Below are 16,545 nucleotides of genomic sequence, written 5' to 3' on the forward strand. Positions count from 1 at the left end.
CCCTGTCGAGACAATCCCATGTGCGGCATCATCGGCATCATCGGCAAAGCGCCCGTCACGCCCCTCCTGGTGGAAGCGCTGAAGCGGCTCGAATATCGCGGCTATGACTCGGCGGGCGTCGCGACCCTGGTGAACGGGCATATCGACCGCCGGCGTGCCGAAGGGAAGCTGGTGAATCTGGAAGAGCGGGTCAGGCAGGAGCCGCTTCCCGGGACCATCGGCATCGGCCACACGCGCTGGGCCACGCACGGCAAGCCTTCGGAACGCAATGCCCATCCCATCGCCACCGACCGGGTGGCGGTCGTGCACAATGGCATCATAGAGAACTTCCAGGAGCTGAAGGACGAGCTGGTCGCCAAAGGCCGGAAGTTCGAGAGCGATACCGACACCGAAGTGGTGGCGCAGCTCCTGACCGCGATGCTCGACGAGCAGAAGTCGCCCGAACAGGCGATGGGCGAAGCGATGGGCCGGCTGCGCGGCGCCTTCGCGCTGGTCGTGCTGTTCAGTGGCCGCCACGACATTCTGCTCGGTGCCCGCCGTGGCAGCTCGCTGGCCGTCGGCTATGGCGACGGCGAAATGTACATCGGCACCGACGCGCTCGCGTTGGCACCCTTCACCCGGAAGGTGAGCTACCTCGAGGACGAGGATTGGGTCGTGCTGAGTCATGGCGGCGCGAAGGTCTACCAGGGGACCCAGGAAGTTACCCGTGAAGTCCGCCAGAGCGGCATCACAGGGGCGATGATCGGCAAGGGCAATCACCGCCACTTCATGCTCAAGGAGATCCACGAGCAGCCGGCGGTGATCGGCGACACGCTGCGCAGCTACCTCGACCCTGCGACACGCATGGTGACCCTGCCGCAGCTGCCGGTCGATTGGACCAAGGTGAGCCGCCTCACAATGACGGCCTGCGGCACGGCTTTCTATGCCTGCATGATCGCGAAGTACTGGTTCGAGCAGCTTGCGCGGCTGCCGGTCGAGGTCGAGGTCGCGTCCGAGCTGCGTTATCGCGAGCCGCCGTTGCCCAAGGATGGCGTCTGCATTGCCGTCTCACAGTCGGGCGAGACAATCGATACGCTGGCGGCGATCCGCTACGCCAAGGCCAACGGCCAGACCATCCTGTCGGTGGTCAACGTCCCGGAGAGCGCGATCGCCCGCGATTCGCACGGCGTGTTGCCCACCCTGGCGGGGCCCGAGATCGGGGTCGCCTCGACCAAGGCCTTCACGACCCAGCTCACCGTCCTGCTCTGCGCTGCGATTGCCGCCGGCCGCGCGCGCGGCACCTTGAGCGCGGCCGACGAGGCCAAGATCGGGCTCGCCCTGACAGAGCTGCCGGCGCTGGTCAACGAAGCGCTGAACAAGGAAGATCAGTACCGCCAGATCTCCGAAGATATTCTCGCCGAGGCGCGCGACGTACTCTATCTCGGCCGCGGCACGTCCTTCCCGGTCGCGCTCGAGGGCGCGCTGAAGCTGAAGGAGATCTCCTACATTCACGCCGAAGGCTACGCGGCCGGCGAGATGAAGCACGGGCCGATCGCGCTGATCGACGAGTTGGTGCCTGTCGTGGTCGTGGCACCCAACGATTCACTGTTCGACAAGACGGCGTCAAATTTCGAGCAGGTGAAGGCGCGCGGCGGCAAGCTGGTGCTCCTGAGCGACGCGGCCGGCGTGGCGCGACTGGGCGCACAGGCGGTCGCCACGCTCACCCTGCCGGCAGTCGACCCCGTCGTGGCGCCGATCCTCTACACCATCCCGGTGCAGTTGCTGGCCTACTACACGGCCGTCGCCAAGGGCACAGACGTCGACCAGCCGCGCAATCTCGCCAAGAGCGTCACGGTCGAGTAGCGGCGCCCGGGCATAAAAAAGCCGCGGGCCTTTCGGTCCCGCGGCTCTTCATTTGTCGAACCAGCGTCGTTAGCGCGTGCCTTGCGGCAGGCCCGGCGGCGGACCCGACGGCTGTGCCGGAGCGGGCTGGCCGCCACGCGGCTGGGGCTGGGCAGGGCGAGGCTGCGCCGGCTGGGCCGGCATCATCGTCTGGACGATGGCGCGGATCTTCGCGGCCTCTGCTTCCTGCGCCTTCTTGAACTCTTCCTCGCTGATGAAGCGGTCCTTGTTCAGGTCCATCTCGCCGAACTGCTTCAGCGCATAGGCGGAGAGCTCGACGCGCTCGATCTGGCCGTCCTTGTTGGTGTCGATCTCGGCAAACTTGCGCATGGCGATCTGCTTGCGCATGTCGAACGGCAGCAGGTTTTTGGCCTGCGGTCCGTCCGCCGGACCCGCCAGGACCACGTATTCCGGTCCGCTGATCTTGGTGTCCTTGTTCTTATCGAGTTCGTCGGATTGCCTCAGCTGCATGTCCATGAACTCGTTCAGGGTCATCATGCCCTGGCGACGGCGGGCCTCGACCTGCTGGCGTTCGGCCGCCTCGCGCTGCATCGAGCGCTGTATGATGAGGCGAACCTCAGGCTCGGTGACCTTGTTGTCGCGATCGGTGTCGTAGTTGTTGAACTCCGAATGGACCACCGCCTCGGCCTCGCCGCGCTCGAGGAAGCCGTCGCGGTTGGTGTCGAGGGTCTGGAACTCAGCCTTGGCTCGATTGCGGCGCTCTTCCAGCGGAGGCAGACCGGGGGCATCGGCGGGCGTTGCCGGCGGTTCGACGACCTTGACGAACTCCTCGACCGACAGCTTGTTATCCTTGTTGAGGTCGAGCGCCTCGAAGGACTTCATCCGGTACTTCAGGAACTCGGCGCGGGTGACCTCACCCTTCTTGTCGACGTCGATGTCGACGAACCACTGCGGCAGCGGGACGGGGGCGGCGGAAGCCAGGGGTGAACCCGCGGCCGGGGGAGTGGCCCCCGCAGCCGGGGGAGCGGCCGGCTGCCCCGGAGCGGCTGCCGGCGGGGCGGCCTGAGCCGGCGGCCGGTTCTGGGGCCAGGCCTGCGTCGGCGGCGTCTGCGCCATCGCCGGAACGGCGAGGCAGGCTACTGTGAGGAAGAGGGTCGGGCGAAACATGCGATTCATCTGCGGTGAGCCCGCTTTTGGAGGGGGAGTTTTCGTATCGGTTGCAATGGACGGCGTGTCAATGTCTGCAAAGCCGCGCAAACGTGCGGCGCAATCGCGCCGAAAGCATGGCGCGTCGCCATTTGAGTTGCACGCTACCTCTGGATAAGTCATCGTTATCGAAGTGCAGACTCCACAGAAGAGTCGCAAGTAGTTGGGAGGCAAGGGTAATTTCGCCACGCTGGCGCGTGTAATACGCCGGCCGGCGAAACCAGCATCGACATGGCAGGACCATCTTCAACTCGCGGCTCGCCGCTTCTGAGCGTGCGCGACGTGTCCGTCCGGTTCGGCGGAATCGTCGCTCTCGATGGTGTAACCTTCGACGTCTTCGCTGGCCAGGTCGCCGGCCTGATCGGCCCGAACGGGGCCGGGAAGACCACGCTCTTCAACTGCCTGAGCCGGCTCTACACGCCGAACTCCGGCGACGTGCTGTTCGAGGGCAAGACCATCCTCGACCAGCCGCGGCACGCCATTCCGAAGATCGGCATCGGACGGACTTTCCAAAACGTGGCGCTGTTCGACAAGATGTCGGTCCTCGACAACGTGAAGGTCGGTTGTCACAGCGTGAGCTCGACCAGCTTCTTCGAGAACGCGATTCGGGTCCCCAAAGTTAAAGTCGAGGAAGCAGCGATCACCCGGCGGGCCGAGGAACTGATCGCCTTCATGGACCTCGCACCCTTCGCCAACGCGATGGCGGGGCCCTTGCCATTCCCGATCCGCAAGCGCGTCGAGCTGGCGCGCGCACTGGCCTCCAGCCCCAAGCTGCTGCTGCTCGACGAGCCGGCGGCCGGCCTGAATCATGACGAGATCGAGGTGCTGAAGCACCAGATCAAGCGTGTGCGCGATCTGCAGCACGTCACCGTGCTGCTGGTCGAGCATCACATGAGCCTCGTCATGTCGGTGTCCGACAAGGTGGTCGCCATCGACTTCGGCAGGAAGATCGCCGACGGCACGCCGGCGGAAGTTCAGCGCGATCCCGAAGTGATCCGCGCCTATCTGGGGACGGCGTGATGGCTGCACTTCTCGAGGTGAGCGGCCTGAAGGCCTTCTACGGCCAGACCCAGTCGCTCTATGACGTCGGCTTCGAAATTCCCATGGGCGGCATCACGACTCTGCTGGGCGCCAACGGCGCCGGCAAGACGACGACCCTGCGGGCGATCTGCAACATGGTCCGCACCGACGGCACGATCCGTTTTGACGGCAAGAATATCCGTGGCATGGCGACGGAAGAGATCGTCCGCCGGCGCATCGCCCATGTTCCGGAAGGACGCGGGACCTTCACCACGCTCACCGTCGACGAGAATCTCCGCATCGCCGCCTATACCCGCAAGGACAAGCAGGCTGTGAAGGACGAGCTGGAGCGCGTGTTCGTTTACTTCCCCAGGCTCAAGGAGCGCATCCAGCAGCAGGCCGGGACGCTGTCGGGCGGCGAGCAGCAGATGCTGGCGATCGCGCGGGCGCTGATGCTGAAACCGCGGCTGATGCTGCTCGACGAACCGTCGTTCGGCCTGGCGCCACTGATCGTGCTCGAGATCTTCCGCATCCTGCGGCGCATCAACGAGAAAGAGAAGGTGAGCATACTGCTGGTCGAGCAGAACGCCGCCCTGGCGCTCGACCTCGCCACGCACGCCTATGTGCTCGAAACCGGCAAGGTCGTCATGTCGGGCCCCTCGGACGTCGTGAAGAACGACGAGAACGTCCGCAAATCCTACCTCGGCTACTGAGGCAGCCCCCAAATGGAACAGTTTCTTCAGCAGATCGCCTCGGGCCTCGCGAACGGCGCCATCTATGCCTGCGTGGCCCTCGCTCTGGTCATGATCTACGTCTCGACCGACCACATCAATTTCGCCCAGGGCGAGATGGCGATGTTCAGCGCCTACATCTCCTGGCAGCTCATGTCCTGGGGCATGAGCTTCTGGGTAGCCTTCGCGCTCACCGTGGTGATCTCCTTCGCCATGGGGGTGTTGATCGAACGGCTCATCTTGCGGCCGCTGCACAACGCTCCGGTGCTCTCGATCATCGTGGTCTTCATCGGGCTTCTGGCCATCTTCAATTCGATGGCCGGGGCTTTCTGGAGCTACCTGATCAAGGAATTCCCGTCGCCCTTTCCCAAGAGCAGCTTCGGCATCGGCGGCGTCATCGGGCCCCACCAGCTCGGTGTCGTGATGGTCACCCTGATCGTGCTCGGTCTCCTGTTCGTATTCTTCCGCTACACGCCGCTCGGACTTGCCATGCGCGCGGCGGCGCAGAACCCGCAGATGGCCCGGCTGGTCGGCGTCCGTGTCGACTGGATGCTGGCGCTGGGCTGGGGCCTCGCGGCCTCGGTCGGCGCCGTCGCCGGCATCATGGTTGCCCACATCGTCTATCTCGAGCCCAATATGATGGGCGGCATCCTGCTCTATGCCTTCGCGAGCGCCCTGGTCGGTGGCATCTCCAATCCGGCCGGCGCAGTGGCGGGCGGCTTCATCGTCGGCATCCTCGAGAACATGGTCGCCTATGCGGGCAACCAGATCGAGAAGGCGACGGGCATCTACATCATCGGCAACGGCGAGAAACTCACGGTGGCGCTCATCATCGTGATCTTCGTGCTGACGGTTAAGCCCGCCGGCCTGTTCGGCCGCGTCGTCGTGAAGAGGGTCTGACCATGACCGCCTCGTCGAAAAAATGGGTGCTCGGCGTCATTGTCCTCGCGGTGCTGGTGCCGCTGCTGCGGCCGGTGTTTCCCGATGTAGTCTCGGACTACCGGCTGTTCCTCGTCAGCACCATGATCATCGCCTCGATCGCGGTGCTCGGGCTCAATCTGCTGACCGGGTTCAACGGCCAGTTCTCGCTGGGTCACGGCGCGTTCTACGCGGTCGGCGCCTATACGGCGGCGATCCTGATGGACAAGCTGAACGTGCCCTATTGGGCGACGATCCCGGCGGCGGCCATCGTGTGCTTCATCGTCGGCTACCTGTTCGGTCTGCCGGCGCTCAAGCTCGAGGGGCATTATCTCGCGCTCGCGACATTCGCCCTGGCGCTCGCGGTGCCGCAGATCCTGAAATACAAGTGGCTCGAAGGCCTGACCGGCGGAGTGCAAGGCATCGTGCTGATGAAGCCGGAGGTGCCGTTCGGCCTGCCGCTCAGCGAGGACCAGTGGCTCTATTACTTCTGCCTGCTGGTCATGATCGTGCTGTTCTGGGGCGCGTCGAACATGCTGAACAGCCGCAGCGGTCGCGCCATGATGGCGATCCGCGACCAGTACATGGCGGCCGACACGATGGGCATTGACACGGCGCTCTACAAGACGGTGACCTTCGGCATCAGCGCCGCCTATACCGGTATCGCCGGTGCGCTCTCGGCCTGCGCCATCGCCTTCGTGGCGCCCGACAGCTTCGGCATCTTCCTGTCGATCAAGTTCCTGATCGGCCTGGTCGTGGGCGGCATCGGCTCGCTGTTCGGATCGGTGCTCGGCGGCATCTTCTACGTGCTGGTCGACAATTCGGCGCAGTCGCTGACCCAGTTCATCCGCAACGACCTCGGCCTGCCGTTCGACCTCTCGGCCTACACCGTCTTCGGTGTGTTGCTGATCGCCATCATCTACCTGATGCCGATGGGCATCGCCGGTGGGCTCTACATGGCCTACCGCAAGCTGCGGGGTGCACGGGCGTAGCCCGGGCCTCTTCGTCGGAAGGTCGCCGGAAGGCGGCCTTCTTTCTGGCCAAAATTCGGACGAAGCTCCGTCAGGCCTGAGTCACTTGGGAGGAAAAGAAATGCGTACAAGCAGGCGTGGTTTTGTGGCGGGTGCTTCGGCGTTCGCGGTGCTGGGGGCGAACTCGGCTTTTGCCCAGAAGAAGTACGACGACGGAGCGACGGACTCCGAGATCAAGATCGGCCACACCGGCCCCTATAGCGGCCCGGCATCGTCCTACGGCCAGATCGGCAAGACGATCGAAGCCTTCTTCAAGTCGGTGAACGATGCGGGCGGCGTCAACGGCCGCAAGATCAACTTCATCACGCGTGACGATGGCTACTCGCCGCCGAAGATGGTCGAACTGGTCCGCCAGCTCGTCGAGCAGGACAAGGTCCTGTGCCTGTTCAACACGCTGGGCACGCCGACCAACACCGCGATCCATCGCTACATGAACCAGAAGAAGGTGCCGCAGCTCTATGTCGCCACCGGCGCGTCGAAGTGGGGCAAGCCGAAGGAATTCCCGTGGACGATGGGCTTCCAGCCCGACTACCACACCGAGGGCGTCGTCTACGCCAAGCACATCCTGGCCAACATCAAGGACGCCAAGATCGGCGTCCTGATGCAGAACGACGACTACGGCAAGGACTACTACGAGGGCTTCCGCGAGGGCCTTGGCAAGGAGACCGGCAAGATCGTCAAGCACGTGACCTTCGAGGTCACCGACCCGACGGTCGACAGCCAGATCATCCAGCTGAAGGACTCCGGCGCCAACGTCTTCTTCAACATCGCGACCCCCAAGGCCGCCGCCCAGGCGATCCGCAAGGCGGCCGACATTGGCTGGAAGCCAGCGCAGTACCTGAACAACGTGTCGGCCTCGGTCGGCTCGGTGATGAAGCCGGCCGGCCTCGACAACAGCCAGGGCATCATCACCGCGCAGTACCTGATGGATCCCACGGACAAGCAGTGGGAAAGCAACGACGCCTTCAAGGCCTGGAGCGCCTGGATGGACAAGTGGATGCCCGGCGCCAACAAAGCCGACGCCAACCACGTGTTCGGCTATGCCGTCTCCAACCTGATGCTCGAGACGCTCAAGAAGTGCGGCGACACGCTGACGCGAGAGAACGTCATGAAACAGGCCGCCAACTACCAGAAGTACAAGCTGCCGCTGCTGCTGCCGGGCATCACGATCAACACCAGCCCGACCGACTACTATCCGATCCAGTCGGTGCAGCTCGCACGCTTCAAGGGCGAGACCTGGGATCTGTTCGGCGATGTCATGTCGGCCGAAGGTTCCTGAGCACCAGCTCATTTGCAGTGAGAATGAAGGCCGCCGGCATCCCGGCGGCCTTTTTCTTTGTCGATTTGGGTCTTCCCAAGACACCTCTTTGGCGAGAGGCTTCCTCCATAAATACAAACAAAGGAGGAAGCGTTGATTACCAGCAGGCGTGGTTTCATCGGCGGCGTGTCGGCCGCGGCTTTTCTCTCCGGCACCGGTTCTGCGTCCGCGCAGAAGAAGTACGACGACGGTGCGACCGACAAGGAGATCAAGGTCGGTCACTTCTGTCCCTATAGCGGCCCGGCCTCCGCCTATGGCGTCATTGGCAAGGCGCACGAAGCCTATTGGAGGAGCGTCAACGACGCGGGTGGCATCAACGGCCGCAGGATCGTCTTCGTCACCCGCGACGACGGCTACAATCCGTCGAAGTCGGTCGAGGTGACCCGCGAGCTGATCGAGCAGGAGAAGGTGCTCTGCCTGTTCAACACACTGGGCACGCCGACCAACACGGCGATCCACAAGTACGTGAACCAGAAGAAGGTGCCGCATCTCTTCGTGTCGACCGGCGCCTCGAAGTGGGGCAAGCCCAAGGAGTTCCCCTGGACGATGGGCTTCCAGCCCGACTACCACACCGAGGGCGTGATCTACGCCAAGCACGCCCTGGCCAACGTGAAGGATCCGAAGATCGGCGTGCTGATGCAGAACGACGATTATGGCAAGGATTACTGGGAAGGCTTCAGGGAGGGTCTCGGCAAGGACGCCAACAAGGTCGTCAAGCACGTGACCTACGAGGTCACAGATCCGACGGTCGACAGCCAGGTCATCCAGCTGAAGGATTCCGGCGCAAACGTCTTCTTCAACATCTCGACGCCGAAGTTCGCCGCTCAGGCGATCCGCAAGGCAACCGATGTCGGCTGGAAGCCGGCGCAGTACCTCAACAACGTCTCTTCGTCCGTTGCTGCCGTCATGAAGCCGGCCGGCTTCGAGAACAGCCAGGGCGTGATCACCGCGGCCTATCTCAAGGATCCAACCGACAAGCAGTGGGATGGCGACGACGAGATGAAGGCGTGGCGCGAGTGGATGACGAAGTACATGCCGGGCGCCAACCAGGCGGACGGCAACTATGTCTTTGCCTTTGCCGTCGCCACGATGCTCCGCGAGACGTTGAAGAAGTGCGGGGACAATCTCACGCGCGAAAACGTCATGCGCCAGGCCGCCAACTTCCAGAAGGCCCGCATCCCGCTGTTGCTGCCCGGCATCCTGGTCAGCACCAGCCCGACCGATTTCTACCCGATCCAGGCCGTCCAGCTATCGCGCTTCAAGGACGATAGCTGGGAACTGTTCGGCGACATCATGGCTGCCGAAAGCACCTGACGGGCCGTTGCCCTTGGACCTTCCCCCGGCAGATGCGGGGGAAGGGACGGGGCGTCAGCGCGCTGCGGGTTTGCGCTGGAGCGCCTGGCGGCACTCGGCCGTATCGATGCGGCCGTTCTTGTCGAGGTCGCAGCGCGCGAAGTTGCGGTCGGCTCCGGCCATGAATTCGGCTAGCGTGACGACGCCGTCCTTGTCGGTGTCGAGAAGCAGGAAGTAGCTTGATTGCTGATTGGCCTGACGGTCGGTCGGCAGAACGCTGTTGCCGACGGCGGGCGTGCGGGCAAACAGCTCTTCCTTGCTGAGCTTGCCGTCGCCATTGGCGTCGAGGCGCTTGAACCTCGCCTGCTGGCCGGTCTTCCATTCCTCGATCGTGACCGAGCCGTCCTTGTTGGTGTCATAGCGCATGATGCCGCTGTCGACCCGCGCCGGCCGGGCCGAGGGGGAGGCGGGGGCCGTGGGCGTTTCGTCAGGAGCGGCGAAGGCAGGGCCGGCCAGGAACAGGAAGGCTGTCGCAATCAGGGCAATTCTCTGCATGGGAGTGTCCTTAAAGTTGTATCAGGAGACAGCAATGCACGCGCCATTTCCCTTACCGGCCCGTCTAGGCCTCGATATAGTCTGCCCGGCGACCGAATTATGGCCGCGTTGAGGTTTTGTTCTCTCTGGGGATAACCCATGGCCTATGATTACGATCTGTTTGTCATCGGCGCCGGCTCGGGCGGCGTGCGCGCTTCGCGAATCGCGGCCACCCACGGGGCGCGTGTCGGCATCTGCGAGGATTACCGCGTCGGCGGCACTTGTGTGATCCGCGGCTGCGTGCCGAAGAAGCTCCTGATGTACGGCTCCAAGTTTGCGCATGAGTTCGAGGATGCGGCGGCCTACGGCTGGACAGTTCCGGAACCGACCCATTCGTGGGCGACGCTGCGCGACAACGTGAACAAGGAAGTCGACCGGCTGAACGCGCTCTACCTGCGCCTCCTTGAGGGCGCAGGCGTGAAGCTGCATATGGGTCGGGGCCGCCTGATGGACCGCCACACGATCCAGGTCGGCGAGGAGACGATCACCGCCGAGAAGATCCTGATCGCCACCGGCGGCCATCCGGTGATTCCGTCGATTCCAGGCTGCGAGCTTGCGATCACGTCGAGCGACGCCTTTCACCTTCCCGAGTTGCCCAAGCACATCACCATCGTCGGCGCGGGCTACATCGCCGTCGAATTCGCCGGCATCTTCCACGGGCTGGGGGCCAAGGTCGATATCGTGTTGCGCCGCGACCGCGTCCTGCGCGGCTTCGACGAGGAGTGCCGCACCTTCGTGCACGAAGCGCTGAAGGACAGCGGCATTCGCATGCGCACCGAAATTGAAATCGGCCGCATCGTCGCCAAAGGGACCGACGGCAAGAGCGGCCCGTTCGAGGTCCATACGCCGATGGGCGGCATGTTCGAGACCGATTGCGTGATGTACGCAACCGGCCGCGCGCCCAACACGTCCGGCATCGGGCTGGAGAAGGTGGGTGTGCAGCTCAACAAGGCGGGCGCGATCGCGGTCGACGAATGGTCGAAGACGACGGCCGACAATATCTGGGCCGTGGGCGACGTCACCGACCGCATCAACCTGACTCCGGTCGCGCTCATGGAAGGCCACTGCTTCGCCGACACCGAGTTCGGCAAGAAGCCGCGCAAGGCCAACCATCACGACGTGCCTTCGGCCGTGTTCTGCCAGCCCGAGATGGCCAATGTCGGGCTGAGCGAGGAGCAGGCCAAGCTGCAGCTGGGACAGCTGCGCATTTACACGGCGGCGTTCCGGCCGATGAAATACACGGTCTCCGGACGCCACCAGCGCACCTTCATGAAGATGATCGTCGAGGATGCGACCGACCGGGTGGTCGGCATCCACATGGTGGGCGACGACGCGGCTGAGCTGATCCAGGGCCTGGCGGTGGCCATGAAGGCGGGGGCCACCAAGGCCCATTTCGACGCCACCGTGGGAATCCATCCGACCGCCGGCGAGGAGTTCGTCACCATGCGCACGGCGCGGGCGGATTCGACCCCGACCCGGGCAGCCGCGGAGTAGAACGAGGCCGGCCTGCCGGCTGGTTTTTTATCCACAGCACGTATAGGTTCACCCACCCCGCCGGTCCCCTTGGCCTTGCGGGTCGAGGAGGAGTTGATGACCGCGATCCAGGGTCAATCCAGGACCGATTCGCGGGCCGCCGCAAAAGGGCAGTCCCGCAGTTCCAGTGCCGCCGACTGGTCGCTGACCAGCTGGCGCAGCCGGCCGGCCCTGCAGATGCCGGTCTATCCGGATGCGGCCGCCCTGGCGAATGCCGAGGCGCGCCTGCGCCGCTACCCGCCGCTGGTCTTTGCCGGCGAGGCGCGCAAGCTCAAGGCGTCGCTGGCCAAGATCGCCAACGGTGAGGCCTTTCTGCTGCAGGGCGGCGACTGCGCCGAGAGCTTCGTCGACTTCACCGCCAACAACATCCGCGACACGTTCCGCGTGCTGCTGCAGATGGCCGTCGTGCTGACCTACGGCGCCGGCGTGCCGGTGGTGAAGGTCGGCCGCATGGCCGGCCAGTTCGCCAAGCCGCGCTCGTCCAACGTCGAGAAGGTGGGCGATGTCGAGCTGCCGTCCTATCGGGGCGACAACGTCAACGGCTTCGAGTTCACCGCCGCCGCGCGCCTGCCCGATCCGGAGCGCATGGTGCAGGCCTACAACCAGTCGGCAGCCACGCTCAACCTGCTGCGTGCCTTCGCCCAGGGCGGTTATGCCGACCTCCACGAGGTCAACCGCTGGAACCTCGACTTCGTACGCAGTTCGCCCGCCTCGGCACGCTACGAAGACCTCGCGGCGCGCCTCGACGAGACGCTGAACTTCATGGCGGCCTGCGGCCTCAGCTCCGCGACGACGCCGCAGATCGCCGAGACCGATTTCTTCACCAGCCACGAGGCTCTGCTGCTGCAGTACGAAGAGGCGCTGACCCGCGTCGATTCGACGTCGGGCGAGTGGTACGACTGCTCGGCCCACATGCTGTGGATCGGCGACCGCACGCGCCAGCCCGACGGCGCCCATGTCGAATTCCTGCGCGGCGTGCGGAATCCGATCGGTTTCAAGGCCGGGCCGACATTGCCGACCGACGATCTGCTGCGCCTGATCGACACGCTGAACCCGTCGAACGAGGCCGGTCGCATCGTGATCATCGCCCGCATGGGCGCTGACAAGGTGGGCGACAAGCTGCCGGCGCTCGTCCGTGCCCTGAAGCGCGAGGGTCGCACGGTCGTGTGGTCCTGCGACCCGATGCACGGCAACACCGTCACCGCCTCGAATGGCCGCAAGACCCGGCATTTCGATGCGATCCTGCACGAGGTGAAGGACTTCTTCGCCGTGCACCGCGCCGAGGGCACTCATCCCGGCGGCGTTCATTTCGAGATGACCGGCCAGGAAGTCACGGAGTGCATCGGCGGTTCGACGGACATCACCGTCGACAACCTCAACGAACGCTACGAGACGCAGTGCGACCCGCGGCTCAACGCCAGCCAGGTGCTGGAACTCGCCTTCCTGCTCGCCGAGCAGCTCAAGGCGGAGCGCCTGTCCGTCGCAAGGGCGCGCCCGGCCGTCTGACCGACGTCACCGGCTGAGCGCGCGAGAGCCCGGGGAGGGCCGATGACGCATCCTGAGAATGGCGAGATCGAACGCTATACCGACCACTACTTCAATCGCTCGAAGCAGGTGGTCGGCAAGTTCGGCGATTGCCAGGTCACCTACGCCATCTTCATGCGTCGGCCGGTGGTGTTTGCGCCGCGGCTCGCGCTGGAATGGCTGGAAGAAACCTGCCGCGCCCGCAATGCGACGGTGGACCTCGACCTGCGCTACCGCGAGGGCAAGTGGGTCGGCGCCGGCGAACCGATGATGTACATCACCGGCTCGTTCTTCCATCTCGTCGATCTCGAGACGATCTTCCTGCAGAAGCTCGGACCCGCCTGCGTGGCCGCCTACAATGCCTGGACGATGTGCGCGGACATGCCGAAGTCGGCCTTCCTCGCCATGGATGCGCGTCACTGTGCCGGCCAGGAGATGGCCGAGATGATGGCCTATGCCGCCTCGGTCGGCTCAGCCCGGGCCAAGCGCAAGGTTGGCGCCATCGGCTTCATCGGCAATGCCACGCACGCCACCGCCCACTACTTCGGTCGCGAGTACGGTCTGGGGACGATGCCGCACGCGTTGATCGGCTATGCCGGTTCGACCCTGCGTGCCGCCGAGATGTTCCACGAGACCTTCCCGACCGAGGGGATGACGGTGCTGGTCGACTATTTCGCCCGCGAGATTTCCGATTCGCTCGAAGTCTGCCGGCGCTTCCCCGAACTCGCGGCGCAGGGAAATCTCTCGCTGCGGCTCGACACGACCGGCGGCCGCTACATCGAAGGGCTCGATCCCGCATCGTCCTACGCCGTATTGGAGCGCTTCTCCCCGGAATCGATCCGCGGCTACCGTAGCGAGGAGGAGCTGCGCTATCTCGTCGGGACCGGCGTATCGGCGGCGGCGATCTTCCATCTGCGCGCCGAACTCGACCGCAACGGCTTCGACAAGGTGAAGATCGTGGCGTCCTCCGGCTTCGGTCCGGCCAAGTGCCGGATCATGGCCGAGGCCAAGGCGCCGATCGACGTCGTGGGCTCGGGCTCGTTCCTGCCGTCCAACTGGTCGGAAACCTATGCCACCGCCGACATCGTCGAATATGACGGCGAGAAGCGCGTGAAGATCGGTCGCGAGTTCCTTCACCGGAACCGGCCGGCCGACGCAACGCGTCCGCTCTAGCTTTCCCGTCCGGTTCTCCGAGGATCAACATGCTCAAGCTCTATTTCGCCCCCGGCGCCTGCTCGACCGCATCGCATATCGGGCTGGAGGAGAGTGGGGCGACATACGATTCGCAGGCGCTTTCGTTCGCCAAGAGCGAGCAGCGGACGCCTGAATATCTCAAGGTGAATCCGCGTGGTCGCGTGCCGGCGCTCGTCGTGGACGAGGGCACGATCGTGGAGAACACGGCGATCCTCGACTACGTCGCTGCGACGTACGCGCCGCATCTGATGCCGAAGGATCCGGTCCAGCGCGCCCGTGCCCTCTCGCTGATGGCCTGGTTCTCCAACGCCGTGCATCCGAATTTCACCCACATCGGCCGTCCCGAGCGCTTCGCCACCGACGCAGCCGTCTTCGAGCATCTCAAGGCGGTAGGCCGCGAGAACTTCTTCGCCAACCTCAAGGAGATCGACGTCCTCCTGGCGGAGAAGACCTGGATCCTGGGCGAGGAGTTCTCGGTGGTCGACGGCTACGCGCTGGTGTTCTACGGCTGGGGCAAGCGCATCGGTCTGCCGGTGGCCGAACTCACGAACTATACGGCCTGGAAGGACCGCATGCTGGCGCGGCCGGCGGTGAAGCGCGTACTGGAGCGCGAGCAGAGCGTCCTGCTCGCCGCCTGATTCGTCAGCCGACGACGAAGCTCTGGTACATGAACTGGAGGTCGGCGCTTTCCTGCGGCGTGATCTCGCCGTCGAGGACGCGGCCTTCCCAGGAACGCAGCTTGCGCTTGATGTCGACCGGCGTGCGCGGGCTCAGCAGCACCATGAAGAACTGCTCGTGCGGCGAGAGTTCGCGCTCGCGGCGGTAGCCGAACGGCCCGGCACCGGGCGTGCGGGCCTGGGCCGGCTCCTGCGCCGCAGACGAGGCGGCGGCGCGCGGCAGGATGGCGTCGTCGATCACCTGGTCCCAGGTGAGGCCCGCTTCGCGCACCATGGCCGAGGCGAGCTTGGCGGCCGCCAGCGCCTCCTGGGCGTGGCTGCTGTCGAGGATCTCAAGAACCTTGACCAGGGTATTGCGATTGAAGGTGGACACTTGCGTTCGGCGCCTTTGACTATCGCGTGAGCAACGGGCACTAAGTGCCTACAACGTATAGATGGATGTGCCTTGGATCAAGGCAAGCCCCCTGCCAACTCTTTCCCGGTTTACCTCGCGGGCCTCGCCAGCTGGTTCGTGCCGCTGGGCATCCAGATGGTGCTGTTCCCGTGGCTGGTCGCCGTGGTCCTGCACATGGATGCCTTTGCCGTGGGCGTCGCGCAGGCGGCCGTCATGGCGCCGTCGCTGCTCTTCCTGCCGCTCGGCGGCCTGGTCGCCGACCGCGGCAACGCCCGTCGGCTGCTGCTGCGCTACCACCTGATCTACGCCCTGCCGCCGCTCGCCCTGGCGCTGGTCCTGTGGTCCGGCGGGCTGAGCTATCCGCTGCTGATCGCCTACGGCGTCATCGCCGGCGCGATCGGCGCCTTCGCCATCCCGACCCGCGACGCGCTTCTGCCGGTCGTGGCGCCCAAGGGAGGCCTGCCCAAGGCGGTGGCGCTGGCGACGGCGCTGCAGTTTGGCGGCCAGCTCTTGGGCATCGCCTGCGCCTCGACCGCCGACCGGTTCGGCGCCCTGCCGCTCCTGCTGCTGCATTCCGGCATGGTGCTGGCGGGCTGCATCTTCGTGCGCCGGCTGCCCGACCCGCCGCCGCATCCGAAGACCGAACACCCCGGCTTCTGGCGCAGCATCGGCGAGGGCGTGTCGGCCGCGGCGAAGTCGGATCAGATCTGGCCCGTGCTGCTGCTCAACTTCGGCGTCGGCATTTTCTATGTCGGCCCGTTCATGGCGGTGCTGCCGCTGGCGATCCGCGACCACTATGCCGGCGGCGCGGCCGAACTCTCGTACATGAACCTGGCCTTCTGGGCCGCGACCATCGTGGCCAGCATGGCGCTGGTCGGCCTCGCGCGGCGGCTGACCCTGCGCGGGCGCCTGATCGGCAGCGCGGTGCTGACGGGCGCGCTGGTCCTGCTGTCGCTCGCCACGCTGCCGCCGTTCCCGGTGTTCCTGGCCCTGATCTTCGTCTGGGGACTGGGCGCGGGCATCACCATGACGCAGAGCCGGACGGTGGTGCAGATCGTGGCACCCGCCAGCCACCGCGCGCGCCTGATGTCGCTGTTTCAGTTGGGCTTAAGCGGCGGCGGCCCGATCGGCGCCTTCCTCACCGGCACGATCTGCTCGGTCTGGGGCCTCAAGGCCGCGCTGCTGATCCCCGCGATCGCGATGCTGCTGATGATCGCGATCGTCCTGCTGCGCTCGCGCCTCTGGTCGATGCGGACGGTGGAGTAGTAGC

15 protein-coding genes are annotated in these 16,545 nt (G+C 65.1%); 12 read left to right on the forward strand and 3 right to left on the reverse strand.

The annotated features are described in order from the left end of the window. The first annotated feature begins 18 nt into the window (after nt 1-18). Nucleotides 19-1,842, forward strand: coding sequence for a glutamine--fructose-6-phosphate transaminase (isomerizing) (gene glmS / locus ACQY78_RS27420; RefSeq protein ID WP_428681272.1), 1,824 nt, complete (start codon nt 19-21; stop codon nt 1,840-1,842). Nucleotides 1,843-1,911: 69 nt separating this feature from the next. Here glmS and ACQY78_RS27425 read toward each other — a convergent pair whose 3' ends face one another. Continuing rightward, nucleotides 1,912-3,009 carry a hypothetical protein gene (locus tag ACQY78_RS27425; RefSeq protein ID WP_428681274.1) on the reverse strand — a complete coding sequence of 366 codons (1,098 nt, stop codon included), beginning with the start codon at nt 3,007-3,009 and terminating at the stop codon, nt 1,912-1,914. 270 nt (nt 3,010-3,279) lie between these two features. On the opposite strand from ACQY78_RS27425, the gene ACQY78_RS27430 reads away from it, so the two are divergent. The 6 genes from ACQY78_RS27430 (at nt 3,280) to ACQY78_RS27455 (ending at nt 9,380) form a co-directional block, all read left to right on the forward strand. Continuing rightward, nucleotides 3,280-4,068 carry an ABC transporter ATP-binding protein gene (locus ACQY78_RS27430; RefSeq protein WP_428681276.1) on the forward strand — a complete coding sequence of 263 codons (789 nt, stop codon included), beginning with the start codon at nt 3,280-3,282 and terminating at the stop codon, nt 4,066-4,068. Continuing rightward, nucleotides 4,068-4,781 (forward strand): ABC transporter ATP-binding protein, encoded by a 714-nt coding sequence (locus ACQY78_RS27435; RefSeq protein ID WP_428681278.1) that lies wholly within the window; start codon nt 4,068-4,070, stop codon nt 4,779-4,781. Before ACQY78_RS27430 ends, ACQY78_RS27435 begins: the two co-directional genes overlap by 1 nt. 12 nt (nt 4,782-4,793) lie before the next feature. Beyond that, entirely contained in the window at nt 4,794-5,699 is a 906-nt protein-coding gene (locus tag ACQY78_RS27440) for a branched-chain amino acid ABC transporter permease (protein ID WP_428681280.1), read from the forward strand. A 2-nt stretch (nt 5,700-5,701) separates the two neighbouring features. Then, a complete protein-coding gene (locus ACQY78_RS27445; RefSeq protein WP_428681282.1) occupies nt 5,702-6,709 on the forward strand; it encodes a branched-chain amino acid ABC transporter permease in 1,008 nt (335 codons plus the stop codon). Nucleotides 6,710-6,809: 100 nt separating this feature from the next. Beyond that, the gene (locus tag ACQY78_RS27450; RefSeq protein WP_428681284.1) at nt 6,810-8,027 is read left to right on the forward strand and encodes an ABC transporter substrate-binding protein; all 1,218 of its coding nucleotides are present in this window, start codon (nt 6,810-6,812) and stop codon (nt 8,025-8,027) included. 132 nt (nt 8,028-8,159) lie between these two features. Then, nucleotides 8,160-9,380 (forward strand): ABC transporter substrate-binding protein, encoded by a 1,221-nt coding sequence (locus ACQY78_RS27455; RefSeq protein ID WP_428681286.1) that lies wholly within the window; start codon nt 8,160-8,162, stop codon nt 9,378-9,380. Between the two features lie 54 nt (nt 9,381-9,434). Here ACQY78_RS27455 and ACQY78_RS27460 read toward each other — a convergent pair whose 3' ends face one another. Beyond that, nucleotides 9,435-9,914, reverse strand: coding sequence for an EF-hand domain-containing protein (locus ACQY78_RS27460; protein ID WP_428681288.1), 480 nt, complete (start codon nt 9,912-9,914; stop codon nt 9,435-9,437). A 138-nt stretch (nt 9,915-10,052) separates the two neighbouring features. Here ACQY78_RS27460 and gor point away from each other — a divergent pair, with 138 nt between their 5' ends. The 4 genes from gor (at nt 10,053) to ACQY78_RS27480 (ending at nt 14,842) form a co-directional block, all read left to right on the forward strand. Next, the gene (gene gor / locus ACQY78_RS27465; RefSeq protein WP_428681290.1) at nt 10,053-11,447 is read left to right on the forward strand and encodes a glutathione-disulfide reductase; all 1,395 of its coding nucleotides are present in this window, start codon (nt 10,053-10,055) and stop codon (nt 11,445-11,447) included. Between the two features lie 96 nt (nt 11,448-11,543). Then, a complete protein-coding gene (locus ACQY78_RS27470; RefSeq protein ID WP_428681292.1) occupies nt 11,544-12,992 on the forward strand; it encodes a class II 3-deoxy-7-phosphoheptulonate synthase in 1,449 nt (482 codons plus the stop codon). 42 nt (nt 12,993-13,034) lie between these two features. Next, nucleotides 13,035-14,183, forward strand: coding sequence for a hypothetical protein (locus ACQY78_RS27475; RefSeq protein ID WP_428681294.1), 1,149 nt, complete (start codon nt 13,035-13,037; stop codon nt 14,181-14,183). 29 nt (nt 14,184-14,212) lie between these two features. Further along, nucleotides 14,213-14,842: a glutathione S-transferase family protein gene (locus tag ACQY78_RS27480; RefSeq protein ID WP_428681296.1), complete on the forward strand. Its 630-nt coding sequence runs from the start codon at nt 14,213-14,215 to the stop codon at nt 14,840-14,842. A 4-nt stretch (nt 14,843-14,846) separates the two neighbouring features. On the opposite strand, the gene ACQY78_RS27485 is transcribed toward ACQY78_RS27480, so the two are convergent. After that, nucleotides 14,847-15,254 carry a hypothetical protein gene (locus tag ACQY78_RS27485; RefSeq protein ID WP_428681298.1) on the reverse strand — a complete coding sequence of 136 codons (408 nt, stop codon included), beginning with the start codon at nt 15,252-15,254 and terminating at the stop codon, nt 14,847-14,849. A 72-nt stretch (nt 15,255-15,326) separates the two neighbouring features. Between ACQY78_RS27485 and ACQY78_RS27490 the strand changes: the two genes are divergently transcribed. Beyond that, nucleotides 15,327-16,541, forward strand: a complete 1,215-nt coding sequence (locus ACQY78_RS27490) for an MFS transporter (RefSeq protein ID WP_428681300.1) — start codon at nt 15,327-15,329, stop codon at nt 16,539-16,541. Nucleotides 16,542-16,545 lie beyond the last annotated feature (4 nt).

The sequence above is a fragment of the Reyranella sp. genome (assembly GCF_965279625.1).
In the GTDB taxonomy this organism is placed as follows: Bacteria; Pseudomonadota; Alphaproteobacteria; order Reyranellales; family Reyranellaceae; genus Reyranella.

Excerpts from the sequence above, each read along its gene's own strand:
- glmS (WP_428681272.1), top strand. The coding sequence starts at position 19 with ATGTGCGGCATCATCGGCATCATCGGCAAAGCGCCCGTCACGCCCCTC.
- ACQY78_RS27425 (WP_428681274.1), bottom strand. The coding sequence starts at position 3,009 with ATGTTTCGCCCGACCCTCTTCCTCACAGTAGCCTGCCTCGCCGTTCCG.
- ACQY78_RS27430 (WP_428681276.1), top strand. The coding sequence starts at position 3,280 with ATGGCAGGACCATCTTCAACTCGCGGCTCGCCGCTTCTGAGCGTGCGC.
- ACQY78_RS27435 (WP_428681278.1), top strand. The coding sequence starts at position 4,068 with ATGGCTGCACTTCTCGAGGTGAGCGGCCTGAAGGCCTTCTACGGCCAG.
- ACQY78_RS27440 (WP_428681280.1), top strand. The coding sequence starts at position 4,794 with ATGGAACAGTTTCTTCAGCAGATCGCCTCGGGCCTCGCGAACGGCGCC.
- ACQY78_RS27445 (WP_428681282.1), top strand. The coding sequence starts at position 5,702 with ATGACCGCCTCGTCGAAAAAATGGGTGCTCGGCGTCATTGTCCTCGCG.
- ACQY78_RS27450 (WP_428681284.1), top strand. The coding sequence starts at position 6,810 with ATGCGTACAAGCAGGCGTGGTTTTGTGGCGGGTGCTTCGGCGTTCGCG.
- ACQY78_RS27460 (WP_428681288.1), bottom strand. The coding sequence starts at position 9,914 with ATGCAGAGAATTGCCCTGATTGCGACAGCCTTCCTGTTCCTGGCCGGC.
- gor (WP_428681290.1), top strand. The coding sequence starts at position 10,053 with ATGGCCTATGATTACGATCTGTTTGTCATCGGCGCCGGCTCGGGCGGC.
- ACQY78_RS27470 (WP_428681292.1), top strand. The coding sequence starts at position 11,544 with ATGACCGCGATCCAGGGTCAATCCAGGACCGATTCGCGGGCCGCCGCA.
- ACQY78_RS27475 (WP_428681294.1), top strand. The coding sequence starts at position 13,035 with ATGACGCATCCTGAGAATGGCGAGATCGAACGCTATACCGACCACTAC.
- ACQY78_RS27480 (WP_428681296.1), top strand. The coding sequence starts at position 14,213 with ATGCTCAAGCTCTATTTCGCCCCCGGCGCCTGCTCGACCGCATCGCAT.